Origin of the sequence: Klebsiella sp. K47, from assembly GCF_051858335.1 — a bacterium.
GTDB classification, from domain to species: Bacteria; Pseudomonadota; Gammaproteobacteria; order Enterobacterales; family Enterobacteriaceae; genus Klebsiella; species Klebsiella pneumoniae.
Genome location: NZ_JBPYUI010000001.1, coordinates 134,036 through 159,827 on the forward strand (window position 1 = coordinate 134,036; position 25,792 = coordinate 159,827).

Below are 25,792 nucleotides of genomic sequence, written 5' to 3' on the forward strand. Positions count from 1 at the left end.
CGCTACCGGGTAGCCGCCCATTCGAGAAGCTCCTGACGCCGTGGCGTCGGGAGCGCGGCGGCATGTACCCCGGCAATCGCCCCCTCCAGCGCCAGCAATACGCTCAGCGATAAAGAAGCATTATTTACGCGTAGCCTCAACCATGCCTCCTGCGCACCAACTTCCCGCAACGTCCTAACGTCCGGTATGCCCGCGTGAATCAGCTGCAATTCCATATGAAAGCTGATATTAGGTAAATCCTTCAGGCGGCCCGACGCCCGTCGGTAGTTCTTTTCGCGCTGCGCACTCTGCCACGACAGTAGCGATAGCCGAAAAAGCTGCTGCTCATCGCGCCATAAAGTGTCGTCAATTTGATAATACTTCAGCGGCACTATGCGGCCGTGTCGGCGCAGCGTTAACAGAGGATTACGATGTTCCACCCGATAAGCAGCGCTCTGCTCGCAGGCCTTCAGATAAATGTTCCCCTCGGCCACCATCGCAAACACCGTATCATCAATAGCCAGGCTGTAGCCGCCAAAGAGCGGACGAGTATGCAGTTGACCCAGCGGTGAGACGCAGGCCTGAAATTGCGGGAGCCGCGGACAAACTAGTTTTCTCATGATCATTCCTTTGTTAATCATGTAATTAAACTTAAGTTGTTAACGGATCCGCTAAGAGAAAACATAAGGGACTTCCCGGGCAGCAGCAAGATGATTTTCGCCGACTTTTTCACCAGAATGCGGTTTTGCGAGACGCTTTCAGAAAATCGCAAGCGTTGCAGCAATCGACAGGGAGAAATGAAACCATTAGCGCGCGTTAAGGATTGGATAATGCAGGGGCTTCTCTTGACAGATACGGAACCACGAGAAGCGATTAAATTCCCGGCAGCAAAATGGCAAATTGCGGTTGATCTTTTCCCCTGGCGAAGATACTGTATATGCATACAGTAACTAAAGGCGGGATAGACTATGTTTACTTCAGCTCACGCAAACCGTTCAGCACAGGCTTCTGCTCCGGCAGGCCACTACGCTCATCGTTCTGGCGAACAGAACACCAATGGGCTGATCAGTGAAATTGTCTATCGTGAAGATCAACCCATGATGACGCAGTTATTGCTGCTACCTTTATTACAGCAGCTGGGTCAACAGTCGCGCTGGCAGCTGTGGCTCACGCCGCAACAAAAGCTCAGCCGCGAATGGGTTCAGTCCGCCGGTCTGCCGCTGTCCAAGGTCATGCAAATTAGCCAGCTCTCTCCCAGCCATACCATAGACTCAATGATCCGTGCCCTGCGCACGGGTAATTATAGTGTGGTTATCTGCTGGCTGGCGGAGGAGTTAACCGCTGACGAACACGAACGTCTCGTTAACGCTGCCCAGGTAGGGTCCGCGATGGGATTCATCATGCGCCCGGTGCGAAATCAGGGCACGCTCGGCAGACAACTCAGCGGGCTAAAAATTCACTCAAATTTGTATCATTGAGTGAAATTAGGATTATTCCTGGAATTTTTTTTACCGCTGGGAAAGGTACAGCGTTTTTTATGGTCTTTTTCGCGGAATGCCTGCCACACGGGGATTTCTGTCTTTTTTTCGTGTACGAAAATCAACCATATTTGTTAAATATTGTGTACACAACCCTTTTTTTTCATATGCCTGACAGAGTTCACACTTGTAAGTTTCGAACTAAGTTGTAGACTTTACATCGCCAGGGGTGATCGGCTTACGCTGCATGTATCAGCATAGTTAACAACAAGTCACGCCCCCGGTGAAGGATTTAACCGTGAGGTCTTTTGTAACTTCATGGCGAATTTTGGATGATAATGAGGCGCAAAAAATGAAAAAGACAGCTATCGCGATTGCAGTGGCACTGGCTGGCTTCGCTACCGTAGCGCAGGCCGCTCCGAAAGATAACACCTGGTATGCAGGTGGTAAACTGGGTTGGTCCCAGTATCACGACACCGGTTTCTACGGTAACGGTTTCCAGAACAACAACGGTCCGACCCGTAACGATCAGCTTGGTGCTGGCGCGTTCGGTGGTTACCAGGTTAACCCGTACCTCGGTTTCGAAATGGGTTATGACTGGCTGGGCCGTATGGCATATAAAGGCAGCGTTGACAACGGTGCTTTCAAAGCTCAGGGCGTTCAGCTGACCGCTAAACTGGGTTACCCAATCACTGACGATCTGGACATCTACACCCGTCTGGGCGGCATGGTTTGGCGCGCTGACTCCAAAGGCAACTACGCTTCTACCGGCGTTTCCCGTAGCGAACACGACACTGGCGTTTCCCCAGTATTTGCTGGCGGCGTAGAGTGGGCTGTTACTCGTGACATCGCTACCCGTCTGGAATACCAGTGGGTTAACAACATCGGCGACGCGGGCACTGTGGGTACCCGTCCTGATAACGGCATGCTGAGCCTGGGCGTTTCCTACCGCTTCGGTCAGGAAGATGCTGCACCGGTTGTTGCTCCGGCTCCGGCTCCGGCTCCGGAAGTGGCTACCAAGCACTTCACCCTGAAGTCTGACGTTCTGTTCAACTTCAACAAAGCTACCCTGAAACCGGAAGGTCAGCAGGCTCTGGATCAGCTGTACACTCAGCTGAGCAACATGGATCCGAAAGACGGTTCCGCTGTTGTTCTGGGCTACACCGACCGCATCGGTTCCGAAGCTTACAACCAGCAGCTGTCTGAGAAACGTGCTCAGTCCGTTGTTGACTACCTGGTTGCTAAAGGCATCCCGGCTGGCAAAATCTCCGCTCGCGGCATGGGTGAATCCAACCCGGTTACTGGCAACACCTGTGACAACGTGAAAGCTCGCGCTGCCCTGATCGATTGCCTGGCTCCGGATCGTCGTGTAGAGATCGAAGTTAAAGGCTACAAAGAAGTTGTAACTCAGCCGGCGGCTTAAGTTATAACCGATAAAAAAACCCGCTTCGGCGGGTTTTTTTTATGCCCTCTCGCCCACTTTAGCGGCTGAGAGCTGTGAAGCAGCCCCCGGCCAGGGCAACCACCAGCAGGCGGATCGACGATCCTACCTGGCTATTCTTTCCCTAACAGTACCTGCAGATCGTGCTTCAGGCTCGACATTTTGCTGGCATATTTCTCTTTGTGCTCGGCATCTTCAATCAGCTGGACGATGGTTTCAGACAAGGTTTTGCCCCGCCGCTGCGCCAGGCCAGCAAGACGCTGCCAAACGACAAACTCAAGGTCGATAGACTTCTTACGCGTATGCTGATGCTCAGCGTTAAAATGGCGTTTCCGTCGCGCGCGGATAGTCTGCTTCATGCGGTTCATCAGCGCCGGATTCATATGCTGCTCAATCCAGGCATGCACCAGCACAGGTTCATTCTCGAGCGTCAGCAAGTCATCTACCGCAGCTTGCGCAGCGCTGGCCTCAATGTAGCGGGTAATCAGCTCACCTTCCCGGTGCTTCTTTACCAGATATTTCCATTTCCAGCCGCTTTCAAGATTTTCCAGTTGTTGATATTTCATTGCGATCTCAATGTGACCGTGTAACTCATTTCAGGATATCAGTTTTTTTCTGATGTGCTGAATATAAATCATTATTCGTGAAGTCTGCGACCGGGTAATCATCAGGGTAACCATAATCCTCCGTGTGCTCGGTCGCGGCATCAGGTATAATTGCGCGCTTTACATCTAACTAAAAAACAGCGACTTTGACCATTACGAAACTGACCCGAACCGACCTTGCGCCTGATCTGGAAGCTTACCAGGCGCTGTTTGCTCAAGCTGAACTTTCCCATCCGGCCCCCTCCCTCTCGGGCGATCTGCAGCCGCGTTTGTTCTATGGGCTTGAGCAGCTGCTGTACACGCCGGCAGTCTCCTCCATCATGCTGGTGAAAGCCCCTGAAGAGCCGGAATATCTGCAATGGCTGGCGGCTGAAACCCGGACTCTGCACGAGCCTGCCGCACCGCTTTACGGCGTCCGCTATGAGGTAACCGACGCTCAGGTGACGCTCGCACCGGCGCAGGGCGCTGAGGATAATTTCGCCAGCACTGCCCCGGTCGTGATGGCCGATTGGGTAGAAGCGGAACAGCTGTTTGGCTGCGTACGCCAGTTTAACGGTGCAATCACCCTCCAGCCTGGGCTGGTCCATCAGGCCAACGGCGGCGTGCTTGTGCTTTCGCTACGTACACTGCTGGCGCAACCGCTGCTGTGGGTGCGTCTGAAAAATATGGTGACTCGTCAGCGCTTTGACTGGCTTTCTATGGATGAATCGCGTCCGCTGCCGGTCAGCATTCCCTCTATGCCGCTGAGTCTGAAAATCATCCTGGTGGGCGAACGCGAATCGCTGGCCGATTTCCAGGAAATGGAGCCGGAGCTGGCTGCGCAGGCGATCTATAGCGAGTATGAAGACACTCTGCAGTTTGCTGACGCCGACACGCTAAAGGCCTGGTGCCAGTGGGTATGGCAGAATGCGCAGCAGCTGGCGCTGCCGGGCCCGGCAGCCGATGCCTGGCCTCTGCTGATCGATGAGGGAACGCGCTATACCGGCGACCAGGAGACCCTGCCGCTCAGTCCGCTATGGATAACCCGCCAGCTGCGGGAGGCTGCCGCCTTCTGCGAAGGAGAGGAGATTACCGGCGAAGCGATGCAGACCATGCTGGCGCGCCGGGTATGGCGTGAAGGCTACCTGGCGGAGCGTATGCAGGATGAAATCCTGCAGGAACAGATCCTGATTGAAACCGAAGGCGAATGCGTCGGGCAGATCAACGCCCTGTCGGTGATCGAATTCCCCGGTCATCCACGCGCGTTCGGTGAACCTTCACGCATCAGCTGCGTCGTGCACATTGGCGATGGCGAATTTATCGACGTCGAACGTAAAGCCGAGCTGGGCGGTAACATTCATGCGAAAGGCATGATGATCATGCAGGCTTTTCTGATGTCCGAGCTGGAGCTGGAGCAGCAGCTTCCCTTCACTGCTTCGCTGACCTTTGAGCAGTCTTACAGTGAAGTGGATGGCGACAGTGCCTCCATGGCGGAACTCTGCGCCTTAATCAGCGCCCTGGCCAATGTACCGATAAATCAGAGCATCGCGATCACCGGCTCCGTCGACCAGTTTGGTCGCGTGCAGCCGGTCGGCGGCCTGAACGAGAAAATTGAAGGCTTCTTCACTATCTGTCAGCAGCGCGGTTTAACCGGCAAACAGGGAGTGATTATCCCTGCCGCCAACGTTCGTCATCTCAGCCTGAGCCACGAGCTACGTCAGGCCGTTGCCGACAACCAGTTTGCTATCTGGGCCATTGACGATATTACCGAAGCGCTGCCGATGTTGACCCAGCTGATGTGGGACGGTGAAGGACAGACGCTGCGACAAACCATTCAGGAGCGGATAGCGCAGGCGACCCAGCAAGAGACTCGCCATCGTTTTCCGTGGCCGCTACGCTGGTTAGGTGGGACAAGTTCTAACTGATCGGACTTGTTCAGCTTACACGTGTTAGCTATCCTGCGTCCCGAACTTAAAATAAGGCTTACTGAAAACATGGTAGATAAACGCGAATCCTATACAAAAGAAGATCTTCTTGCCTCTGGTCGTGGTGAACTGTTCGGCGCGAAAGGCCCGCAGTTACCGGCACCAAACATGCTGATGATGGACCGCGTCATCAAAATGACCGAAACCGGTGGTAACTACGATAAAGGTTATGTTGAGGCAGAACTCGACATCAATCCTGACCTGTGGTTCTTCGGTTGCCACTTTATCGGCGATCCGGTGATGCCGGGCTGCCTGGGCCTGGATGCTATGTGGCAGCTGGTCGGGTTCTATCTTGGCTGGCTGGGCGGCGAAGGCAAAGGCCGCGCGCTGGGCGTTGGCGAAGTGAAATTTACCGGTCAGGTTCTGCCGACCGCGAAAAAAGTCACCTACCGTATCCACTTCAAGCGCATTGTTAACCGTCGTCTGATTATGGGACTTGCGGATGGTGAAGTGCTGGTTGACGATCGTCTGATCTACACCGCGAACGATCTGAAAGTGGGTCTGTTCCAGGATACTTCCGCTTTCTGATAACATTCAGCAGCGATTAAAAGGCGAAGCCCCCGCTATGCGGAGGCTTCTTTTTTAAAGAGACAGTGTCAGGCCGTTAGTACCCTGTCCTCCATGGCTTCTCGCCAGCCTCCCAGCCACCATGAGCGTTGATTCAGGCTCTGGTATGGACACATTTCTTTCGATCTTCCCGCGATACCCGCCTGATATCCGCGTTGGTGTGCCCGTTCCAGGCGATCTCGTTTTTGTCTCTTCATGCCTCGTTTCCCTCATTCTTTGATCTGGTGGAAAAGAAAACAGTGGTCGCAAATTGTGCAGCCACGGGTTACGAATACCGCGAAAAGAAGGCAACGTCAATGCGCAAAATTCACGCCAGTGTCATATTTGTGACCTATATAAGAGTTCATTTTTTGTTCGCTCGGCGTAGCCGCCGGTAACGAACTGACCTGGCAAAAAAAAATGCCGCGCGGCCCAGGTGAACCGCGCGGCAGGTCATTATGATGAATTTTACTTATGGCAGACGATTAAGCTCGCTGGCAATGGCAGCCGCCTCCTGGCTCCACGCCTGCGCCAGGGTCTTGACCATCGCGTCATAACCATCCTGTTCCTGCCTGAGGACGATGTTAAACGGGCGCTTAATCAGCTGTCCCTGATGCTTCAGCAGCCACTCACCGCTAACGATAACCCGCCCGTCATAGCGACCATGAAAGCCATTGACCGCAACGTTGAGGGTATCCTGCTCGCTCCCCAGCGGCTGGGACGACACTACCCAGCCGGGCAACTGCTGGCTGAGATTTGCCACCAGCGTAGTGCGCAGCTGCTGATCCAGCGGACTGGCCCACAGATTATTATTGGCGATCACATACTGCACGTCGGTGGTCTGATAGACCACCCCGTTACCCGCCAGATAATCCGGGATGCTGACCTGCTCTACCCACAGCAGACGTGCCCCCTGACTGGCGGCGCTCTGCGCGCCGCCCTGCACAACCGGTAGCTGATAGTATGTCTTGCTTTCCCCGCCGCTACTGCACGCCGTCAGTACGCATACGGCTGCCGCCAGTAACCATTTTTTCATTATTTCGCTCCCTTCGGCTGTGGATCTTTTTTATCCTTCGCCTCAAATACCAGCGCATTGCTCTTATCATTTAGCGTTTTCAGAACCGGCTGCAGCTCACGCAGCACCTGATCCAGACGCTGCATATCGGCCACCATCTTATTGTAGGCCGCAGAGCCCGGCTGGAAGCCCTGCATGCTACGGTTCAGTTCACGCAGCGTCGTCTGCATATCGGCGGGCAGCTGCTGCATTGACTGGCTGGAGGTGATCTTATTCAGATTATCCAGCGTGGTCTGCACGTGCTGCATCGTCTTCTCGCTCTGCGCCAGGGTGCTGGTCGCCTGCTCCAGCAGCGGATTAATCGGCAGGTTATTAATCTTATCCAGCGCATCCATCAGACGCTGCTGGATCTGTGCCAGTCCACCGCTGATGGTCGGGATAATCGGATAGCCGTTAAACTCCTGTATTTTCCCGCGCGGGGGCGCCTTCGGATAGAAGTCGAGATCGATATACAGCGCGCCGGTCACCAGGTTACCGGTTTTCAGCGAGCCGCGCAGTCCGCGGTTGATCAGATCGTCAATGTGGGCGCGAATATTCGGATCACCGCCAAGCTGATTAATCAGCCGTTGCGGTTCAACCCGCACTTCCACTGGAATACGATAGTCATCGTTCAAACGCTGCTTCAGCCCCGGAATAAAGAACGGCACTTTGCCGACGGTGCCCAGACGGATACCGCGGAACTCCACCGGCGCGCCCGGCTGCAGGCCGCGAACCGAGTCTTTGAAGAACATGACGTAATCGATATGCTCGGTAAAGACTGAATCCTGAATGCTCTTTTGATCGTCAAACAGATGGTATTCCGTTTTATTCGCCACCGGCTCGCCGAGGTCCAGTCCTTCAGGAATATCGAAGCTCACCCCGCCGCCAAACAGCGTCGACAGCGAGCCCATCTCGACGCGCATCCCCGCCGAGGTCAAATCTACAGCGATCCCGCTGTCCTTCCAGAAACGAACGTTGGTGGTCACCAGGCGATCGTTCGGCGCATTGATGAACAGCTGGTAAGTAATACGACGTTTCTGCGTGTCGAAGGTGCTGGTTTCCACTGACCCCACGCGATAGCCGCGGAACAACACCGGATCGCCCGGCGACAGCTGGCCCGCCTTGCTGCTTTCCAGCAGAATACGGATCCCCTTGGCATCCGGCGAGGCCAGCGGCGGAGAATCCAGTAGCGGATACTGCGCTGGCACCGAACCTTTCGTTCCTGGCTGCAGTTCAATATAGGCCCCGGACAACAATGTCCCAAGACCGCTGATCCCCTCGCGCCCAACCTGCGGCTTTACCACCCAGAAGACGGAATCGTTGTGCAGCAGCTTCTGCATCCCGGAATTGAGGCGGGCTTTGATTTCCACGTGGGTGAGATCGTCGGTCAGCGTCGCGCTCTCCACCACCCCAACGTCTACGCTGCGGCTCTTGATCCGGGTTTTTCCCCCTTCAATCCCTTCCGCATTGGTGGTGATCAGCGTGACCTCAGGCCCCTGATGGCTGTAATGATAAAACAGGATCCATGCCCCGATCAGCGCAGTGACGATAGGGAAGATCCACACCGGTGACCAGTTCTTCACCTTCTGCACTTTCGCTTCTCCGCTCTTATTTTCCATGTTGTTGTATTTCCTCATGGCTTGAATCTGGCTCACGATCCCACAGTAAACGGGGATCAAATGTCATGGCTGAAAACATGGTCATCACCACCACCAGCGCAAACATGACCGCGCCGATGGCTGGATAGATATTCATTAACCCTCCCATACGGACCAGCGCAGAGAGCACGGCGATGACAAAAACGTCAATCATTGACCAGCGGCCAACAAATTCCACCACCTCATAGATCAGATGCATGCGCTCCGAATCTCGCGCGCCGTTGCCGTTGGCGTTCCAGCATAACCAGGCGATAGCGATCATCTTCAGCGTCGGCACCATAATACTGGCGATAAAGATCACCAGCGCCACCGGATATGAACCTTCGCTCCACAGTAAAATCACCCCGGCCATAATGGTCGATGGCATTTTATCGCCCAGCAGATCGGTGATCATGATCGGCATAATGTTGGCAGGGAGATAAAGGATAAATGACGTCACCAGCAGCGCCAGCGTCCACTGCAGGCTATTTTTGCGCCGCGCCGTTCCTTTACTGTTACAGCGCGGGCAGGCGGTCTGATCGACCGGCAACACCGCCGTACAGCAGGCACAGGAGCGCAGCCCCTGACGGATACCGGTCACCCCGACCTTCAGCGGCTGGGTAATGGCCGGCATGGGGGCAATATCATCCCATAGCCAGCGGCGGTCGACGCACTGAAAAGTACGTAACTGCAGCAGGCAAAACATACACCAGGGAACAAAGCTCAGACCGATGCCAATATCACCGTAGGCCATCAGCTTGACGAAGCTCACCAGCACGCCGGCAAGAAAGATCTCCGCCATGCCCCAGGTTTTCAGTTGAAAGAGAATTCGCGCAAGGAACGTCTTCAGGCCGGCAGGCATTCTGACCCGATTAACCAGCAGCAAAATGGTGACCAGGCAAAACGCCGGCACTAATTGAACAAAGAGTAAAAAGAAAGTCCCGAGACTGGCGTAATCCTCGGTAAACAGTACGTTGGGAATTTCCAGCAGCTCTATTTCGCTACTGATGCCGCCCACTTTCATATAGATAAAAGGGAACAGGTTGGCCAGCAGCAGCATAAACAGCGCGACCAGCGCATACGCCGTGGGACGCTGGCGAGGCGCGTCCCACGTGGTGGTTAACGTTGTACCGCAGCGCGGGCAGGCGGCTTTCTGGCGATGCTCAAGCTGCGGCAAAGCCACCAGCAAATCACATTGGGGACATAGAATATGTCGCGCAGCATGATGATGATCGCACATGACAACTCCTCAGCTCAGGCGCCGTTCTTTAATCCTTCGAGATATTCCCAGCGTTCAAAGGCCGCTTCCAGCGCCTGCTCCGCTTCGGCCAGCTGCGCCAGCACCTGCTGCGTGCGATCGTGCGGTTGCCCGAAGAAATCGGGATCGGCAACCTGATCCTGCAACGTCTGCAGTTCGGCCTCGAGAGCCTCCAGCTTCTGCGGCAGTTGTTCCAGCTCGCGCTGCAGGTTATAGCTTAGTTTGTTCCCGCCGCGTTTGACAGTTTCTGCTTTTGGCTGAGCGACTTCCGTCGTTTTTTTAACGACCGTCTGCTTTTGCGCCAAAGACTGGGCCTGCTGACCGCGGGCGTCGTGATAGCCGCCGACGTACTGGCCAATACGACCGCCGCCTTCGAAGATCCAGCACTCGGTCACGGTATTGTCGACAAACTGACGATCGTGGCTCACCAGCATCACGGTCCCCTGATAGCCATCGATCAGCTCTTCCAGCAGCTCCAGCGTTTCAACATCGAGGTCGTTAGTCGGTTCATCAAGGATCAGCAGATTGCTGGGTTTCAGGAACAGCCGGGCCAGCAGCAGGCGGTTACGTTCCCCTCCGGAAAGCGCACGTACCGGGGTCATCGCTCGTTTTGGATGGAACAGGAAGTCCTGTAGATAACCCAGCACATGGCGTGGTTTACCGTTAACCATTACCTCCTGTTTGCCTTCCGCCAGGTTGTCCATCACCGTTTTATCCGGATCCAACTCCGCGCGGTGCTGGTCGAAGTAGGCGACCTCCAGCTTGGTGCCAACATGGATCCGCCCGCTGTCGGCCTGCAGCTGGCCGAGCATCAGCTTCAGCAACGTGGTTTTCCCGCAGCCGTTGGGGCCGATCAGGGCGATCTTGTCGCCGCGCTGGATCTGTGCGGAGAAATCCTTCACCAGCACTTTGCCGTCAACCTGATAGTTGACGTTTTCCATCTCAAAGACGATTTTGCCGGAACGGGAAGCCTCCTCAACCTGCATCTTCGCGCTGCCCATCACTTCCCGGCGCTCACCGCGCTCGCGGCGCATCGCCTTCAGCGCGCGGACTCGGCCTTCGTTACGGGTCCGGCGCGCTTTGATACCCTGACGGATCCACACCTCTTCCTGGGCCAGCTTGCGGTCAAATTCCGCATTCTGCAGTTCTTCGACCCGCAGGGCTTCTTCTTTATCGAGGAGATACTGATCGTAATTTCCCGGATAGGTCACCAGCTTGCCACGATCGAGGTCGACAATGCGCGTCGCCATATTGCGGATAAAGGAACGGTCATGCGAAATAAAGATAATCGTGCCTTTAAAGGTTTTCAGGAAACCTTCCAGCCAGTCGATGGTTTCGATATCGAGGTGGTTAGTGGGCTCATCCAGCAGCAGCACGCGCGGCCCACTGACCAGGGCGCGGCCCAGCGCCGCTTTACGTAGCCAGCCACCGGACAGCGACGCCAGCTGCGCATTGGCGTCAAGGCCCAGCTGCTCAATCACTTCGTTAATGCGGCTGTCCAGCTGCCATAGTCCCAGGTTATCGAGCTGCTCCTGCAGGCGCGCCAGTTCATTTAAATTTTTGTCGCTCGGATCGGTCATCACCTGATGCGACACGTCATGGTAGGCTTTCAGATAAGCCGCCTGCTCGGCGATCCCTTCGGCGACAAAATCGTACACCGTACCAGCAACGTTCCGCGGCGGATCCTGCTGCAGACGCGCCACGATCAGGTCCTGTTCATAAATGATGCGTCCGTCATCCAGCCCCTGTTCGCGGTTGAGGATCTTCATCAGGGTAGATTTACCGGCGCCGTTGCGTCCGACGAGGCAGACGCGTTCGTTATCTTCAATATGCAGCTCGGCATTATCCAGCAGCGGCGCATCGCTGAAGGAAAGCCAGGCGCCGTGCATACTAATCAGTGACATTATTTATTCCTTTCAGGCTGCGGTAATCAGCCAGCAGTTGTGGATCTGACGGTTGCGGGCAAAATCCTGCGACAGCGTTTTTTGCGAAATCTCTTGCGCCTTCAGGCCAAGCGCCGCCAGCCCGTCATGATCCATACGGAAACCGCGTTTGTTATTCGAGAACATAATGGTGCCGCCTTTACGCAGCAGACGTTTTAGATCGGTCATCAGGCGAATGTGATCGCGCTGGACGTCAAACGCATCTTCCATCCGTTTGGAGTTGGAAAAGGTCGGCGGATCGATAAAGATCAGATCGAACTGCTCGGTGCTTTCCCGCAGCCAACCCAGCACGTCCGCCTGCATCAGGCGATGCGCGCGGCCGGTCAGGCCATTGAGACGCAGGTTGCGTTCCGCCCACTCCAGGTAGGTGCGTGACATATCCACCGTGGTGGTGGATCGCGCACCGCCGAGGCCTGCGTGGACGCTGGCGCTGCCGGTATAGGAGAACAGGTTCAGGAAGTCCTTACCTTTACTCATCTGGCCGAGCATGCGACGGGCGATACGGTGGTCGAGGAACAGACCGGTATCCAGGTAGTCGGTGAGGTTGACCCACAGGCGCGCGTTATACTCCTGTACCTCAATAAAGTCGCCCTTCTCCGCCATCTTCTGATACTGGTTTTTCCCCTTCTGCCGTTCACGGGTTTTCAGCACCAGCTTGTTAGGCGCCATGTCCAGTACGGCGATAGTCGCAGCGATGATGTCGAACAGACGCTGGCGCGCCTTATGCGCGTCGACGGTTTTCGGCGGGGCATACTCCTGGACCACCACCCAGTCGGCATAGCGGTCAATGGCCACGTTGTATTCCGGTAGATCAGCATCGTACAGGCGATAGCATTCAATTCCTTCCTGGCGGGCCCATTTTTCAAACTTCTTCAGGTTTTTACGCAGACGGTTAGCAAAATCCTCCGCCAGCATCGCCGGCTTGCCGCCTTCGCTATCCGCCAGGTGATAATTCTTCTGCACGCAGTCCAGCGGGCCGTTCTTGGCTTTAAACTGCTTGTCGGCACGCAGCTGCAGGCAACTCAGCAGCTCCGGCGAAGCGCTGAATACCGACAGGTTCCAGCCGCCGAACTGACTTTTCATTATCCGGCCAAGCAGGCTGTGCAGAGCGATCAGCGCTGGCTCGCTTTCCAGACGTTCGCCGTACGGCGGGTTACTGATCACCGTCCCGTACGGGCCTTTCGGCAGCGGGTTGTTCAGTTGGGCGACGTCTTTCACGTCAAAATCGATCAGCTCGCCAATGCCGGCGCGGCGGGCGTTGCGGCGCGCGCGCTCGATTACGCGCGCGTCGACGTCTGAGCCGTAGAAGCGTGACTCATACGCTGCCAATCCCTGACGAGCGCGGGTTTGCGCTTCCGCCTTCACCTCTTTCCAGATGACGTCATCGTGCTGCGCCCAGCCGCCAAAGCCCCAGTGGCCGCGGTGCAGGCCCGGCGCGCGGTCGGTCGCCAGCATCGCCGCTTCAATCAGCAGGGTACCGGAGCCGCACATCGGATCGAGCAGCGGCGTACCTGGTACCCAGCCAGAGCGCATGACGATCGCCGCCGCGAGGTTTTCTTTGATCGGCGCCATTCCGGTACCATCGCGATAGCCGCGCAGGTGCAGGCCTTCGCCGCTCAGATCCAGCGAGATGTGCGCCGTCTCTTTGTTCAGCCAGACGTTGATCCGCAGATCGGGCGACTCACGATCGACGTTCGGGCGCGGCAGATTCTTACGGGTGAAGCTGTCGACAATGGCGTCTTTAACCTTCAGCGCGCCGTACTGGCTGTTACGGATCTCATCATTGAGGCCGCTAAAATGCACCGCGAAGGTGGCGCCAGGGTTGAACATCTCCGTCCACGGGATGGCCTGTACGCCGAGGTACAGATCCAGATCGCTGTATACGCGACATTCGCCCAGCGGCAGCATGATGCGCGAAGCCAGCCGGCTCCACATCAGGCTTTGATACAGCAGGCGCGTATCCCCCTGAAAATGGACCCCGCCCTGGACTACCTGGCAGTCCGTCGCGCCAAGCCCTTCCAGTTCAGTTTTTAACAGCTCTTCCAGCCCACGAGCCGTACTGGCAAACAGAGAATTCATATCGTCACTTTTACTTAAAGAAAATTGGTGCGCATTATAGCCAATATGTGCCCTATGTCATAAAGTTATAGGCTTATTTTTGGAACCCGGAGGCAGCGTATGGTAACGCTATCGCGACTTTTTATTCATCCTGTTAAATCCATGCGCGGCATAGGCCTGACCCACGCCTTTGCTGATATCAGCGGCCTGGCCTTCGATCGCCTGTTTATGGTCACCGAAACCGACGGGACCTTTATTACCGCTCGCCAGTTTCCGCAAATGGTGAAATTTATTCCGGCGCCGCTGCATGATGGCCTTCACCTGACCGCACCGGACGGCAGCAGCGCCGTGGTGCGTTTTAGCGATTTCGCCACGCAGGCCGAGCCGACCGAAGTCTGGGGCAACCATTTTACCGCCCTCATCGCGCCCGCCGCCGTTAACCAGTGGCTCAGCGGCTTTTTCAAGCGCGATGTCCAGCTGCGCTGGCTGGGGCCGCAGCTAACCCGCCGGGTAAAGCGCCATGATGCGGTGCCGCTCTCCTTCGCCGACGGCTACCCTTACCTGCTGGCTAACGAGGCCTCCCTGCGCGATCTGCAACAGCGCTGCCCGGCCAGCGTAAGCATAGAACAGTTTCGCCCTAACCTTGTGGTCACCGGCGCGGCGGCCTGGGATGAAGATAGCTGGAAAGTGATCCGCATCGGCGAGGTGGTGTTTGATGTCGCTAAGCCGTGCAGCCGCTGCATTTTTACCACCGTCAGCCCGGAGCGCGGTCAGAAGCATCCCGCCGGGGAGCCGCTGGAAACCTTAAAGCGTTTTCGTACCGCGCTGGACAATGGCGATGTCGATTTTGGCCAGAACCTGATTGCCCGCAACAGCGGGGTGATCCGGGTGGGAGATGAAGTGGAAATTCTTACCCGCGGCCCGGCGAAAGCCTACGGGGCAGGTGAAAGCGACGATACCCCGGCTCCCGAGGCGCAGCAGCAGGCTACGGTTGCCATCGAATGGCAGGGTCAACAGTTTACCGGCAATAATCAGCAGGTGCTGCTGGAGCAACTGGAACAACAGGGCATTCGCGTACCCTATTCGTGTCGGGCGGGGATCTGCGGCAGCTGCCGCATCCGGCTGGAAGAGGGAGAAGTGAGTCCGTTAAAGAAAAACGCGGTTGCCGGAGATGGCACTATTCTCGCCTGCAGCTGTGTACCGAAAACAGCGCTACGCCTGGCGCCTTAAACCGCCTGCCCCAGACTGTAGCTGACCGCGCTCTGCGCCGGCTGCAGTCTGTCATTCATGATTTTAATGACATCGCCCAGCTGCATGACGCGGCCGGCAAGGGTGAGACCCGGCTGAGCCAACAGACAGAGCGCGGCGTTATCGCCCGGCTCCACCACCAGTAAATTCACCTGCTCGCCGGTATCGCTCAGCCAAACGCAGGCGGCGTCGCCGCCGCTCGGCTGCCAGTGATGGGTATGGGCGATAAAGTGCCAGCTTTTCGGCATCTGCGGTTTGAGAAAACGGATGGCGGTGAGCGCGTTAAGGACTAATTCCGCCCGCTGCTCTTTCGATAGCTCGAGATCGCGACATTTTTCTTCAAAAGAGAAATAGAGCGCGGCGTCATCAACGCAAAATCCCGAAGGGGCAAAGGCATCCGGAGTCAGCATGCGCCGGGCGAAGCGCGAGCGAAATAACATGCCATTGGCCAGATCGAGCATCATGCGGTCGTGCTCTTCATCGTAATACCAACGCCAGTTATCGTCAGGTTTAATCCGCATTTTTCCCCCTGTCCCCTTTCATACGCCTCTGCAAAGTTGTTGCGACTTACCGCAGAATATTTTCTAAAATTAAGAAAAGTCTAAAATGTTTAAATAAGCAACAGTGAGGGAATATAAAACAACCAGGGCCGGAAATAAAGCCCTGGGTGGGATTCAGAGGAGGAAAAGATTAGATGTGGGTAACAATTTCTTTAATCAGCGGCGGACCTTTAAAAATAAATCCAGAATAGATCTGCACCAGCGATGCCCCGGCGGCAATCTTTTCCCGCGCGGCAATCACCGAATCAATGCCGCCCACGCCGATGATAGGCAAACGGCCATTCAGCTCAGCGGAGAGCATACGGATAATTTCAGTGCTTTTTAATTGTAATGGACGACCGCTAAGCCCGCCGGTCTCATCGCAATGTTTCATTCCCTGAACCAGGGAACGATCGAGGGTGGTATTGGTTGCAATCACGCCATCAATATTATGACGCACGAGGCTATCGGCAACCTGGATCAATTCCTCAGGCAAAAGATCCGGCGCGATCTTTACGGCGACCGGGACATATTTTTGATGCTTCTGCTGCAGCTCGAGCTGCTTATTTTTAATACCGGAGAGTAAATCATCCAGCGCTTCGCCGTATTGCAGCGTGCGCAGCCCTGGGGTATTCGGCGAGGAGATATTAATGGCGATATACCCGGCGTACGGATAGACTTTTTCCATACAAATCAGGTAATCATCTTTCCCGTGCTCAACCGGCGTATCTTTATTTTTGCCGATATTGATACCCAGCACGCCGTCAAAATGCGCCTTTTTCACGTTCTCAACCAGGTTATCGACGCCATGGTTATTAAAGCCCATGCGGTTGATCAATCCCTCGGCATCAACCAGACGGAAGATCCTTGGCTTATCGTTGCCCGGCTGCGGACGCGGCGTCACGGTGCCGATCTCAATCGAACCAAACCCCATCGCGCCCAGCGCGTCAATGCATTCCCCATTTTTATCCAGCCCGGCCGCCAGACCCAGCGGGTTTTTAAAGGTTAGCCCCATGCAGGTGACAGGCCTGGCCGGTACCTTCTGGCGAACCAGCATTTCCAGCGGCGTCCCGGTGACACGGCGTAATTGTTGAAAGGTAACTTCATGAGCGCGCTCAGGATCGAGCTGAAAAAGGGCTTTACGAACGAAGGGGTAGTACATGAACTCTCCTGGATTCCCGGTGTGCAAACCGGGGGCGTATTATGTGCGATCTGTTGCGGAAAGGGAATTGACCTGCGACAAAAAATCCCCCATCAGCGCAAACGATTACCTACCCCGCGCGCCATTATGCGCTTTTCGGCTATCTAACCGCGGATAAATCATTTAGGGAAATAATGGCCCTCTGTCACACTCACTATAAATGTTATCAATTATAGATAAATGCAAACATTTAGTTATAAGGAGAGAGAGATGCGCGTCATTACGCTTGCGGGCAGCCCGCGTTACCCTTCCCGTTCCAGCGCTTTGCTGGAATACGCCAGAGAGACGCTCACCGCCGCCGATATCGAAGTCTGCCACTGGCATCTGCAGAACTTTGCCCCGGAAGACCTCCTGTACGCTCGTTTTGACAACCCGGCGCTGCAGACGCTCAACGAACAGCTGGCCGGGGCTGATGGCCTGATCATCGCCACGCCGGTGTATAAAGCCTCGTTCTCCGGCGCGCTGAAAACGCTGCTCGACCTGCTGCCTGAGCGAGCGCTGGAGGGCAAAATTGTGCTGCCGCTGGCCACCGGCGGCACCATCGCCCACATGCTGGCAGTGGACTACGCGCTGAAGCCAGTGCTGAATGCCCTCAAGGCCCAGGAGATCCTCCATGGCGTCTTCGCTGATGACAGCCAGGTGACCGATTACCAGCATAAGCCGCAGTTTACCGCGAATCTGCAGCGGCGCCTTGATGACGCCCTGGAGACCTTCTGGCAGGCGCTGCATCGCCCCAGCAGCCGTGCGCCGTCGTTAACATCTCTGCGTGGGGTGGAGCATGCTTAATCCTCTCCGCGCCCTGACTCTGGGCGGACTGCTGCTATTCTCTACGCTGGGTCACGCCGCCTCGGCGGCGCCTGACGCTCTGCGCATCGGCTACCAGAAAGGCAGCGTCAGCATGGTGCTGGCGAAGAGCCATCAGCTGCTGGAGCAGCGCTATCCGCAAACCCATATCTCGTGGATTGAGTTCCCGGCCGGTCCGCAGATGCTGGAGGCGCTGAACGTCGGCAGCATTGATATCGGCAGTACCGGCGATATTCCGCCTATCTTTGCCCAGGCGGCAGGCGCCGATTTGGTCTATATCGGCGCGGAGCCGCCCAAGCCCAAGGCGGAGGTGATCCTGGTGGCGCAGGGCAGCCCGATTCATAACGTTGCTGAGTTAAAAGGGAAAAAGGTCGCTTTTCAGAAAGGCTCCAGCTCCCACAATCTGCTGCTGCGCGCCCTACAGCTCGCAGGTCTGAAATTTAGCGATATTCAGCCGGTTTACCTTGCCCCCGCCGATGCGCGCGCCGCCTTTCAGCAGGGCAATGTCGACGCATGGGCCATCTGGGATCCGTACTACTCCGCCGCGCTGCTGCAGGGCGGCGCCCGGGTACTCACTGACGGAACCGATCTGAAACAGACGGGATCCTTCTATCTTGCTTCCCGGCCCTACGCTGAACGCAATGGCGCTTTCATTGAAGGCGTACTCGACACCTTTACTCAGGCCGATGCCCTGACCCACAGCCAACGCGCGCAAAGCATTACGCTGCTGGCGAAAACGATGGGCTTACCGGAGGCGGTGATCGCCAGCTATCTGGACCATCGTCCCCCCACCGCGGTTACCCCGGTGAGCGCCGAAACCGCCGCTCGCCAGCAGCAGACGGCAGACCTGTTCTACGAGAACAAGCTGGTGCCAAAAAAAGTTGATATCCGGGCCCGCATCTGGCAGCCCACCGCCACACAAGGAGCGAAATCATGAGTCTGAATATGTTCTGGTTTTTACCGACCCATGGTGATGGTCGTTATCTGGGTACCGAAGAGGGTGCCCGTCCGGTCGATTATGGCTATCTGCAGCAAATCGCGCAGACGGCGGATCGGCTGGGCTTCACCGGCGTGCTGATCCCGACCGGACGCTCTTGTGAGGATGCGTGGCTGGTCGCGGCCTCAATGATCCCGGTGACGCAGCGGCTGAAGTTCCTTGTCGCCCTCAGGCCAAGCGTGGTATCGCCGACGGTGGCCGCGCGTCAGGCGGCGACCCTGGACCGGCTGTCAAACGGCCGGGCGCTGTTCAATCTGGTCACCGGCAGCGATCCTGCCGAACTGGCAGGCGACGGCGTCTTCCTCGACCACACCGAGCGCTATGAGGCCTCGGCTGAATTTACCCACATCTGGCGCAAGCTGATGGAGGGAGAAACCGTCACCTTTAACGGCAAGCATCAGCGCGTTCGCGACGCCAAACTGCTGTTTCCGCCACTGCAGCAGCCGCGTCCACCGCTCTATTTCGGCGGCTCGTCTGAGGTAGCGCAGGAGCTGGCCGCTGAGCAGGTCGATCTTTATCTTACCTGGGGAGAACCGCCGGCCCAGGTGGCAGAGAAAATAGCTCAGGTGCGAGAGAAAGCCGCCCGGCATGGTCGCCAGGTGCGTTTCGGCATCCGTCTGCACGTGATCGTCAGGGAAACCAACGAGGAAGCGTGGCAGGCGGCGGACAGCCTTATCTCCCATCTTGACGACGAGACGATCGCCCGCGCCCAGGCGGCTTTCGCCAGAACCGACTCCGTCGGCCAGCAAAGGATGGCGGCCCTGCACAACGGGCGACGCGATAAGCTGGAAATCAGCCCCAACCTGTGGGCTGGCGTGGGTTTAGCGCGCGGCGGCGCCGGGACCGCGCTGGTGGGCGATGCCGCCACCGTTGCCGAACGGATCAATGAATACGCCGCGCTGGGTATCGATAGCTTTATCTTTTCCGGCTATCCGCATCTGGAAGAGGCGTACCGGGTCGGAGAGCTGCTGTTCCCCCTGCTTGACGTCGCGGTGCCGTCCATCCCGCAGCCGCAAAACCTGCGTCTGCAGGGGGAAGCGGTCGCCAACGAGTTTATTCCGCGTAAAGTAGCGCAAAGCTGAGGAGACCGTGATGGCAAAATCAACCCATCCCCTGTTGTTACGCCTCGCCCCCTGGCTGCTGCCGGTAGGGACGGTCATTGTCTGGCAGCTGGCCTCGTCCGTCGGCTGGCTGTCGACGCGGGTGCTGCCCTCGCCGGAGGGGGTATTGAAAGCGTTCTGGACCCTCTCGGCCAGCGGTGAGCTGTGGCAGCATCTGGCCATCAGCTCGTGGCGGGCGCTGGTCGGCTTCGCCATCGGCGGCTCGATCGGGCTAATACTCGGCCTGATCAGCGGCCTGTCTCGCTGGGGCGAGCGTCTGCTGGATACCTCGATCCAGATGCTGCGCAATGTCCCGCATCTGGCGCTGATCCCGCTGGTGATCTTGTGGTTCGGCATCGATGAGACCGCCAAGATCTTCCTTGTCTCGCTGGGCACCCTGTTCCCGATCTATATCAACACCTGGCACGGGATCCGCAATATTGACCGTGGGCTGGTTGAGATGGCGCGCAGCTATGGCTTATCCGGCTTCGCCCTGTTCCGTCACGTGATATTACCCGGCGCCCTGCCCTCAGTTATGGTCGGCGTGCGTTTTGCCCTTGGTCTGATGTGGCTGACGCTTATTGTCGCCGAAACTATCTCGGCGAATGCCGGCATCGGTTATCTGGCGATGAACGCGCGTGAATTTCTGCAAACCGACGTGGTGGTAGTGGCGATCATTCTTTACGCCATCCTTGGCAAACTGGCCGACGTCTGCGCCCAGCTGCTGGAACGGCTCTGGCTGCGCTGGAATCCGGCGTATCATCTTCAGGAGGCTAACGCATGAACACTGCCCGTCTCAACCCAGGTATCCCGCTGCTGCTGAACGGGGTGACGAAACGCTATGGCGACAACACCATTCTTAACGAGCTGGATCTGCATATTCCCAGCGGCCAGTTTGTGGCGGTGGTGGGCCGCAGCGGCGGCGGCAAAAGTACCCTGCTGCGCCTGCTGGCAGGTCTGGAAAAACCAAACGCCGGCGAACTGCTGGCTGGCGCGACGCCCCTGGCGGCGATCCAGGACGACACCCGGATGATGTTTCAGGATCCGCGCCTGCTGCCGTGGAAAACAGTGATTGATAACGTGGGGCTGGGGCTAAAAGGCGCCTGGCGCGACGCCGCCCTGCAGGCGTTGGCCAGTGTCGGACTTGAAAGCCGCGCACAGGAGTGGCCGGCCGCGCTGTCGGGTGGGCAGAAGCAGCGCGTTGCGCTGGCCCGCGCGCTGATCCATCGCCCGCGCCTGCTGCTGCTGGACGAACCGCTGGGGGCGCTGGATGCCCTCACCCGTCTGGAGATGCAGGAGCTGATCGTCTCCCTGTGGCAGGAGCATGGCTTTACGGTCCTGCTGGTCACGCACGACGTCAGTGAAGCGGTGGCCATGGCCGATCGGGTGCTGTTAATTGAAGAGAAGAAGATTGGCCTCGATTTAAGCGTGGATATCCCGCGACCGCGGCGCACCGGTTCGGCGAAGCTGGCCGAGCTGGAGGCTGAAGTACTGGATCGGGTGATGAAACGCGGCGACAGCGAGCGTGCGCCGCGTTTGTTTAGTCATGGCTGACCGGCGTAACTGTCCGCTGTCTGAACGGGGGCATATCGTCATCCGACATGTCCCCGGCTCGCGCGTTGCACAGCCGGGCTACCAACGCCAAATCAGCCGTGTATTCCAGGTCGGGTAAGCATCGCGCCGCCCGACAACATCACCACGCTAACGGGTAACCCGGACAGGGCGCAAGGCGCGCCGCAATCCGGGGTTATGGCACCGTTACGCCAGCGCCTTACTGATTTTCTCGAACAGGTCGCCAGAGAGATTCTCCAGCCCCTTCAGCTGCTCCAGCGCGGCGCGCATCAGCGCCTGTCGCTTCTCATCATAACGCTTCAGACGAATCAACGGCTCAATCAGGCGCGACGCCACCTGCGGGTTACGCTGGTTAAGCTCGGTCAGCATCTCCACCAGGAACTGATAACCGCTGCCGTCTTCAGCATGGAACGCCGCCGGGTTGCTGCTGGCGAAAGCGCCGATTAACGAGCGCACACGGTTCGGGTTGCTCATGCTGAACGAACGGTGGTTCAGCAGACCGCGCACGGTTTCCACCACGTTGGCTGCCGGGCTGGTGGACTGCAGGATAAACCACTTATCCATCACCAGACCGTCCTGATGCCATTTGTCATCGTACTCCTGCATCAGCGCATCGCGGCACGGCAACTCAGCGGCAACCGCCGCCGACAGGGCGGCCAGCGCGTCGGTCATGTTATCTGCCTGGTGATACTGCGTCGCCACCAGCTTATCGCCCAGCATCGGTTCCGCAAACGCCAGATAGCGCAGGCAGGTATTGCGCAGAGCACGTTTACCAATATCGGCGTGCTCCACCCGATAGCTGTCGAGCTTATTGGCGTTATAAACCGCGAGGAATTCGTCCGCCAGTTCGTTCGCCAGGGTGCGGGTGAGCGCTTCGCGCACGGCGGCGATGGCGATCGGATCGATAATCGCGAACATCTCGGCGATTTCGTTGGCTGACGGCAGGGTTAAGATCTCAGCGGCCAGCGCCGGATCAATCTTCTCATCCAGCAGGATGGCGCGGAAGGCATCCGCTACGTGCACCGGCAGCGACAGCGGCTGCCCCTGCTGATGGCGGTTGACGTTCAGCTTGATGTAAGTCGCCAGCAGGCTCTGCGCCGCATCCCAGCGCGAGAAATCATTCCGCGCGTGACGCATCAGGAAGGTCAGCTGCTGATCGCTCCACTTGTATTCCAGTTTCACAGGCGCTGAAAATTCGCACAGCAGCGCCGGCACCGGCTGGAAATAAACGTTATCGAAGACGAAAGTCTGCTCGGCCTGGGTCACATTAAGCACCGGGTGTACCGGGTGGCCGCCCTTCTGCAGGGGGATCACCTTGCCCTCGTTATCGTACAGCTCAATGGCAAACGGGATATGCAGCGGCTGCTTCTCGGCCTGCTCGGCGGTCGGCGGCGTACGCTGGCTGATGGTCAACGTATACTGCTCGGTCTCCGGATTATAGTCGTCATGCACGGTGACGATTGGCGTACCGGACTGGCTGTACCAGAGGCGGAAGTGCGACAGGTCGACGTTAGAGGCATCTTCCATCGCCTGCACGAAATCGTCGCAGGTGGCGGCGCTGCCGTCATGGCGTTCAAAGTACAGCTGCATCCCTTTCTGGAAGTTTTCTTCACCCAGCAGGGTGTGCAACATGCGGATCACTTCGGCACCCTTTTCATAGACCGTCAGGGTGTAGAAGTTGTTCATCTCGATAACCATATCCGGACGGATCGGGTGGGCCATCGGGCTGGCGTCTTCGGCAAACTGCAGCCCGCGCATGGTGCGCACGTTGTTGATGCGGTTCACCGCCCGTGAGCCGAGGTCGGAACTGAACTCCTGATCGCGGAACACGGTCAGCCCCTCTTTCAGGCTGAGCTGGAACCAGTCACGACAGGTGACGCGGTTGCCGGTCCAGTTATGGAAATATTCATGACCAATCACGCGCTCAATATCGAGGTAGTCTTTATCGGTGGCGGTATCGGTACGGGCCAGAACATATTTGGAGTTAAAGACGTTGAGTCCTTTGTTCTCCATGGCACCCATATTAAAGAAGTCGACGGCGACAATCATATAGATATCGAGGTCGTACTCGAGGCCAAAGCGCTCCTCATCCCACTTCATAGAGTTTTTCAGCGAGGTCATCGCCCAGGGCGCGCGATCGAGGTTGCCGCGATCGACGTACAGCTCCAGCGCCACTTCGCGGCCAGAGCGGGTGCGGAATGAATCGCGCAGGACGTCAAAATCACCGGCCACCAGCGCAAACAGATAGCACGGCTTCGGGAACGGATCCTGCCACTGTACCCAGTGACGACCGTTCTCCAGCTCCCCTTCCGCCATACGGTTGCCGTTGGAAAGCAGGAACGGGTATTTCGCTTTATCGGCGATAATTTTGGTGGTAAAGCGCGCCAGCACATCCGGACGGTCCAGATACCAAGTGATATGGCGGAAACCTTCCGCTTCGCACTGGGTGCACAGCGCTTCGCCTGACTGATACAGGCCTTCCAGCGCGGTGTTCGCCGCCGGGCTGATCTCATTGACGATGGTCAGGGTGAAATGCTCCGGCAGGCCGCCGATCACCAGCTGATTGTTTTCTTCTTTATAGTCACTCCACGGCTGGCCGTTCACCTGCAGAGCGATCAGGGTCAGATCTTCGCCGTCCAGGCGCAATGGCACATCAGACGCAGCCGCGTGGCGGGAGACCTTGCTCTCGGCCGTAACAACGGTTTTTGCGGCATCCAGGTCAAAGGTCAAATCGATATCGCTAATCAGATACTCCGGCGCACGATAGTCGTGGCGGTATTTGGCTTGGGGCTGTTGTGTCATAAAAAACCTTTAGCATCTTCGGTAAAGTGTCGTCCCAGTCTATTCCTGTTGTGTCAATCGCGCTATGCAGAATCTTCATCTTTTCAACGTGAAACACGGAAATCGCTACATTTTGTTAACACTCGCGGCACGAAATGCCCTCGACCCGACGCAAAGCTTGTGGTGTGATCCATGTTCAATATATTAAACTAGGCCTCGCAAATGACCGTCAGCGTCACCATTGCTCGCCATCGCGGGACAGAGTCGGGTAATAAAGGTATACTCCGCCTCCATTTTCCGCGTTGGTTTCGATGGAACGCTCCAGTGAGAGGATGCTACTGCGCACCATGACACAATTCACTTCTCCTGTACTGCACTCGCTGCTTGATACGGATGCCTATAAGCTGCACATGCAGCAGGCTGTCTTCCACCGCTACGGCGATGTGCATGTGGCGGCGGAGTTTCGCTGCCGCGGAGACGACCTGCTCGGCATCTATGCCGACGCGATCCGCGAGCAGGTGGAGTCCATGCGCGACCTGAGGCTGCGGGATGATGAATATCGCTGGCTGTCCACCCTTCCCTTTTTTCGCCAGGATTACCTCAACTGGCTGCGCGATTTTCGCTATGACCCGAGCCAGGTCACGGTCAGCAATGACAATGGTAAGCTGAACATTCGCCTTACCGGCCCATGGCGGGAAGCCATCATGTGGGAAGTCCCGCTGCTGGCGGTGATAAGCGAGTTGGTCCATCGCTATCGTTCACCAGAGATGGGCGTCGATCAGGCGCTCAACACGCTGGAACATAAGCTAGGCGACTTCGCCACCATGACCGCTGACCTCGATATGAGCGCCTTCCGTCTGATGGACTTCGGCACCCGCCGTCGTTTCTCACGCGAGGTGCAGGAAGGTATTGTGCGGCGTCTGCAGCAGGAACCATGGTTTGTCGGCACCAGCAATTACGATCTGGCGCGCCGTCTGAATTTAACCCCAATGGGTACCCAGGCCCATGAGTGGTTCCAGGCCCACCAGCAGATCAGCCCCAGCCTTGCCAGCAGCCAGCGGGCGGCCCTTGCCGCCTGGCTGGAAGAGTATCCCGACCAGCTGGGCATCGCGCTGACCGACTGCATCACTATGGATGCGTTCCTGCGCGATTTCGGTCCGGAATTCGCCACCCGCTATCAGGGGTTGCGCCACGATTCCGGCGACCCGGTGGAATGGGGAGAAAAAGCTATCGCCCATTATCAGAAGCTGGGTATCGATCCGCTGAGCAAAGTGCTGGTCTTCTCCGATAATCTCGACCTGGCCAAAGCCGTCGATCTGTATCGCCACTTCGCCTCGCGGGTGAAGCTCAGCTTTGGGATCGGCACCCGTTTAACCTGCGATCTGCCGCAGGTTAAACCGCTCAATATCGTGATTAAGCTGGTGGAATGTAACGGCAAGCCGGTGGCGAAACTCTCCGACAGCCCGGGGAAAACCATCTGCCACGATAAGGCCTTCGTCCGCGCCCTGCGCGAGGCTTTCGACCTGCCGCCGATTAAAAAGGCAAGCTAAAAAACATGGCCCGACGGCATTCTGCTATCGGGCCAAT

Annotated in this window: 22 protein-coding genes; 11 read left to right on the plus strand and 11 right to left on the minus strand. The window is 57.1% G+C overall.

Features of this window, described 5'->3' with window-relative positions:
* Positions 1-2: 2 nt before the first annotated feature.
* A complete protein-coding gene (locus RRF55_RS00710) occupies positions 3-599 on the minus strand; it encodes a TfoX/Sxy family DNA transformation protein (RefSeq protein WP_004150836.1) in 597 nt (198 codons plus the stop codon).
* A 348-nt stretch (positions 600-947) separates the two neighbouring features.
* Between RRF55_RS00710 and sulA the strand changes: the two genes are divergently transcribed.
* Together sulA and ompA are read left to right on the plus strand one after the other, a co-directional pair.
* Positions 948-1,457, plus strand: a complete 510-nt coding sequence (gene sulA / locus RRF55_RS00715; RefSeq protein ID WP_002898418.1) for an SOS-induced cell division inhibitor SulA — start codon at positions 948-950, stop codon at positions 1,455-1,457.
* Between the two features lie 352 nt (positions 1,458-1,809).
* Positions 1,810-2,880, plus strand: a complete 1,071-nt coding sequence (ompA, locus tag RRF55_RS00720; RefSeq protein ID WP_002898408.1) for a porin OmpA — start codon at positions 1,810-1,812, stop codon at positions 2,878-2,880.
* Positions 2,881-3,011: 131 nt separating this feature from the next.
* Here ompA and matP read toward each other — a convergent pair whose 3' ends face one another.
* On the minus strand, positions 3,012-3,464 hold the full coding sequence (gene matP / locus RRF55_RS00725) for a macrodomain Ter protein MatP (RefSeq protein ID WP_002898404.1): 453 nt from the start codon (positions 3,462-3,464) through the stop codon (positions 3,012-3,014).
* Between the two features lie 185 nt (positions 3,465-3,649).
* Here matP and RRF55_RS00730 point away from each other — a divergent pair, with 185 nt between their 5' ends.
* Positions 3,650-5,407, plus strand: a complete 1,758-nt coding sequence (locus RRF55_RS00730; protein ID WP_032414743.1) for an AAA family ATPase — start codon at positions 3,650-3,652, stop codon at positions 5,405-5,407.
* A gap of 69 nt (positions 5,408-5,476) precedes the next feature.
* Complete coding sequence (gene fabA, locus RRF55_RS00735; protein ID WP_002898398.1) at positions 5,477-5,995, plus strand: bifunctional 3-hydroxydecanoyl-ACP dehydratase/trans-2-decenoyl-ACP isomerase; 519 nt, start codon at positions 5,477-5,479, stop codon at positions 5,993-5,995.
* 68 nt (positions 5,996-6,063) lie between these two features.
* Here the strand turns inward: fabA and rmf are convergent, their stop codons facing one another.
* The 6 genes from rmf to rlmKL form a co-directional block, all read right to left on the minus strand.
* Positions 6,064-6,231 carry a ribosome modulation factor gene (rmf, locus tag RRF55_RS00740; RefSeq protein WP_002898396.1) on the minus strand — a complete coding sequence of 56 codons (168 nt, stop codon included), beginning with the start codon at positions 6,229-6,231 and terminating at the stop codon, positions 6,064-6,066.
* Between the two features lie 254 nt (positions 6,232-6,485).
* Complete coding sequence (pqiC, locus tag RRF55_RS00745; RefSeq protein WP_002898392.1) at positions 6,486-7,049, minus strand: membrane integrity-associated transporter subunit PqiC; 564 nt, start codon at positions 7,047-7,049, stop codon at positions 6,486-6,488.
* Positions 7,049-8,686, minus strand: coding sequence for an intermembrane transport protein PqiB (pqiB, locus tag RRF55_RS00750; RefSeq protein ID WP_002898390.1), 1,638 nt, complete (start codon positions 8,684-8,686; stop codon positions 7,049-7,051). The genes pqiC and pqiB overlap by 1 nt, the downstream gene beginning before the upstream one ends.
* Positions 8,676-9,944 (minus strand): membrane integrity-associated transporter subunit PqiA, encoded by a 1,269-nt coding sequence (pqiA, locus tag RRF55_RS00755; protein ID WP_002898387.1) that lies wholly within the window; start codon positions 9,942-9,944, stop codon positions 8,676-8,678. Before pqiA ends, pqiB begins: the two co-directional genes overlap by 11 nt.
* A gap of 14 nt (positions 9,945-9,958) precedes the next feature.
* On the minus strand, positions 9,959-11,866 hold the full coding sequence (locus RRF55_RS00760; protein ID WP_004147848.1) for an ABC transporter ATP-binding protein: 1,908 nt from the start codon (positions 11,864-11,866) through the stop codon (positions 9,959-9,961).
* 12 nt (positions 11,867-11,878) lie between these two features.
* Entirely contained in the window at positions 11,879-13,984 is a 2,106-nt protein-coding gene (gene rlmKL / locus RRF55_RS00765; protein WP_439419078.1) for a bifunctional 23S rRNA (guanine(2069)-N(7))-methyltransferase RlmK/23S rRNA (guanine(2445)-N(2))-methyltransferase RlmL, read from the minus strand.
* Between the two features lie 99 nt (positions 13,985-14,083).
* Between rlmKL and RRF55_RS00770 the strand changes: the two genes are divergently transcribed.
* A complete protein-coding gene (locus RRF55_RS00770; protein WP_002898310.1) occupies positions 14,084-15,193 on the plus strand; it encodes a YcbX family protein in 1,110 nt (369 codons plus the stop codon).
* Here RRF55_RS00770 and zapC read toward each other — a convergent pair.
* Together zapC and pyrD are read right to left on the minus strand one after the other, a co-directional pair.
* The gene (gene zapC / locus RRF55_RS00775; RefSeq protein ID WP_002898308.1) at positions 15,190-15,732 is read right to left on the minus strand and encodes a cell division protein ZapC; all 543 of its coding nucleotides are present in this window, start codon (positions 15,730-15,732) and stop codon (positions 15,190-15,192) included. The genes RRF55_RS00770 and zapC overlap by 4 nt on opposite strands.
* Before the next feature lie 169 nt (positions 15,733-15,901).
* A complete protein-coding gene (gene pyrD / locus RRF55_RS00780) occupies positions 15,902-16,912 on the minus strand; it encodes a quinone-dependent dihydroorotate dehydrogenase (protein ID WP_002898303.1) in 1,011 nt (336 codons plus the stop codon).
* Positions 16,913-17,161: 249 nt separating this feature from the next.
* Here pyrD and ssuE point away from each other — a divergent pair, with 249 nt between their 5' ends.
* The 5 genes from ssuE to ssuB are packed head-to-tail and all read left to right on the plus strand — an operon-like array spanning position 17,162 to position 21,406.
* Positions 17,162-17,737, plus strand: coding sequence for an NADPH-dependent FMN reductase (ssuE, locus tag RRF55_RS00785; protein WP_002898296.1), 576 nt, complete (start codon positions 17,162-17,164; stop codon positions 17,735-17,737).
* The gene (locus tag RRF55_RS00790) at positions 17,730-18,692 is read left to right on the plus strand and encodes a sulfonate ABC transporter substrate-binding protein (RefSeq protein WP_032414738.1); all 963 of its coding nucleotides are present in this window, start codon (positions 17,730-17,732) and stop codon (positions 18,690-18,692) included. Before ssuE ends, RRF55_RS00790 begins: the two co-directional genes overlap by 8 nt.
* Positions 18,689-19,834, plus strand: coding sequence for an FMNH2-dependent alkanesulfonate monooxygenase (gene ssuD / locus RRF55_RS00795; RefSeq protein ID WP_002898293.1), 1,146 nt, complete (start codon positions 18,689-18,691; stop codon positions 19,832-19,834). Before RRF55_RS00790 ends, ssuD begins: the two co-directional genes overlap by 4 nt.
* A gap of 10 nt (positions 19,835-19,844) precedes the next feature.
* Positions 19,845-20,636 carry an aliphatic sulfonate ABC transporter permease SsuC gene (gene ssuC / locus RRF55_RS00800; RefSeq protein ID WP_004141755.1) on the plus strand — a complete coding sequence of 264 codons (792 nt, stop codon included), beginning with the start codon at positions 19,845-19,847 and terminating at the stop codon, positions 20,634-20,636.
* A complete protein-coding gene (gene ssuB / locus RRF55_RS00805; RefSeq protein ID WP_032414736.1) occupies positions 20,633-21,406 on the plus strand; it encodes an aliphatic sulfonates ABC transporter ATP-binding protein in 774 nt (257 codons plus the stop codon). The genes ssuC and ssuB overlap by 4 nt, the downstream gene beginning before the upstream one ends.
* A gap of 204 nt (positions 21,407-21,610) precedes the next feature.
* Here the strand turns inward: ssuB and pepN are convergent, their stop codons facing one another.
* Entirely contained in the window at positions 21,611-24,226 is a 2,616-nt protein-coding gene (gene pepN / locus RRF55_RS00810) for an aminopeptidase N (protein ID WP_431528755.1), read from the minus strand.
* Positions 24,227-24,552: 326 nt separating this feature from the next.
* Here pepN and pncB point away from each other — a divergent pair, with 326 nt between their 5' ends.
* Positions 24,553-25,755, plus strand: coding sequence for a nicotinate phosphoribosyltransferase (gene pncB, locus RRF55_RS00815; RefSeq protein WP_002898217.1), 1,203 nt, complete (start codon positions 24,553-24,555; stop codon positions 25,753-25,755).
* Positions 25,756-25,792 lie beyond the last annotated feature (37 nt).

What these genes read in the sequence shown, in the direction of transcription:
- ssuE (WP_002898296.1), top strand. Translation starts at nt 17,162, where the DNA reads ATGCGCGTCATTACGCTTGCGGGCAGCCCGCGTTACCCTTCCCGTTCC.
- RRF55_RS00710 (WP_004150836.1), bottom strand. Translation starts at nt 599, where the DNA reads ATGAGAAAACTAGTTTGTCCGCGGCTCCCGCAATTTCAGGCCTGCGTC.
- sulA (WP_002898418.1), top strand. Translation starts at nt 948, where the DNA reads ATGTTTACTTCAGCTCACGCAAACCGTTCAGCACAGGCTTCTGCTCCG.
- RRF55_RS00760 (WP_004147848.1), bottom strand. Translation starts at nt 11,866, where the DNA reads ATGTCACTGATTAGTATGCACGGCGCCTGGCTTTCCTTCAGCGATGCG.
- zapC (WP_002898308.1), bottom strand. Translation starts at nt 15,732, where the DNA reads ATGCGGATTAAACCTGACGATAACTGGCGTTGGTATTACGATGAAGAG.
- rlmKL (WP_439419078.1), bottom strand. Translation starts at nt 13,984, where the DNA reads ATGAATTCTCTGTTTGCCAGTACGGCTCGTGGGCTGGAAGAGCTGTTA.
- ssuD (WP_002898293.1), top strand. Translation starts at nt 18,689, where the DNA reads ATGAGTCTGAATATGTTCTGGTTTTTACCGACCCATGGTGATGGTCGT.
- pqiA (WP_002898387.1), bottom strand. Translation starts at nt 9,944, where the DNA reads ATGTGCGATCATCATCATGCTGCGCGACATATTCTATGTCCCCAATGT.
- ompA (WP_002898408.1), top strand. Translation starts at nt 1,810, where the DNA reads ATGAAAAAGACAGCTATCGCGATTGCAGTGGCACTGGCTGGCTTCGCT.
- pqiB (WP_002898390.1), bottom strand. Translation starts at nt 8,686, where the DNA reads ATGGAAAATAAGAGCGGAGAAGCGAAAGTGCAGAAGGTGAAGAACTGG.
- rmf (WP_002898396.1), bottom strand. Translation starts at nt 6,231, where the DNA reads ATGAAGAGACAAAAACGAGATCGCCTGGAACGGGCACACCAACGCGGA.
- matP (WP_002898404.1), bottom strand. Translation starts at nt 3,464, where the DNA reads ATGAAATATCAACAACTGGAAAATCTTGAAAGCGGCTGGAAATGGAAA.
- fabA (WP_002898398.1), top strand. Translation starts at nt 5,477, where the DNA reads ATGGTAGATAAACGCGAATCCTATACAAAAGAAGATCTTCTTGCCTCT.
- pepN (WP_431528755.1), bottom strand. Translation starts at nt 24,226, where the DNA reads ATGACACAACAGCCCCAAGCCAAATACCGCCACGACTATCGTGCGCCG.
- pncB (WP_002898217.1), top strand. Translation starts at nt 24,553, where the DNA reads ATGACACAATTCACTTCTCCTGTACTGCACTCGCTGCTTGATACGGAT.
- ssuB (WP_032414736.1), top strand. Translation starts at nt 20,633, where the DNA reads ATGAACACTGCCCGTCTCAACCCAGGTATCCCGCTGCTGCTGAACGGG.
- RRF55_RS00770 (WP_002898310.1), top strand. Translation starts at nt 14,084, where the DNA reads ATGGTAACGCTATCGCGACTTTTTATTCATCCTGTTAAATCCATGCGC.
- pqiC (WP_002898392.1), bottom strand. Translation starts at nt 7,049, where the DNA reads ATGAAAAAATGGTTACTGGCGGCAGCCGTATGCGTACTGACGGCGTGC.
- pyrD (WP_002898303.1), bottom strand. Translation starts at nt 16,912, where the DNA reads ATGTACTACCCCTTCGTTCGTAAAGCCCTTTTTCAGCTCGATCCTGAG.
- ssuC (WP_004141755.1), top strand. Translation starts at nt 19,845, where the DNA reads ATGGCAAAATCAACCCATCCCCTGTTGTTACGCCTCGCCCCCTGGCTG.
- RRF55_RS00790 (WP_032414738.1), top strand. Translation starts at nt 17,730, where the DNA reads ATGCTTAATCCTCTCCGCGCCCTGACTCTGGGCGGACTGCTGCTATTC.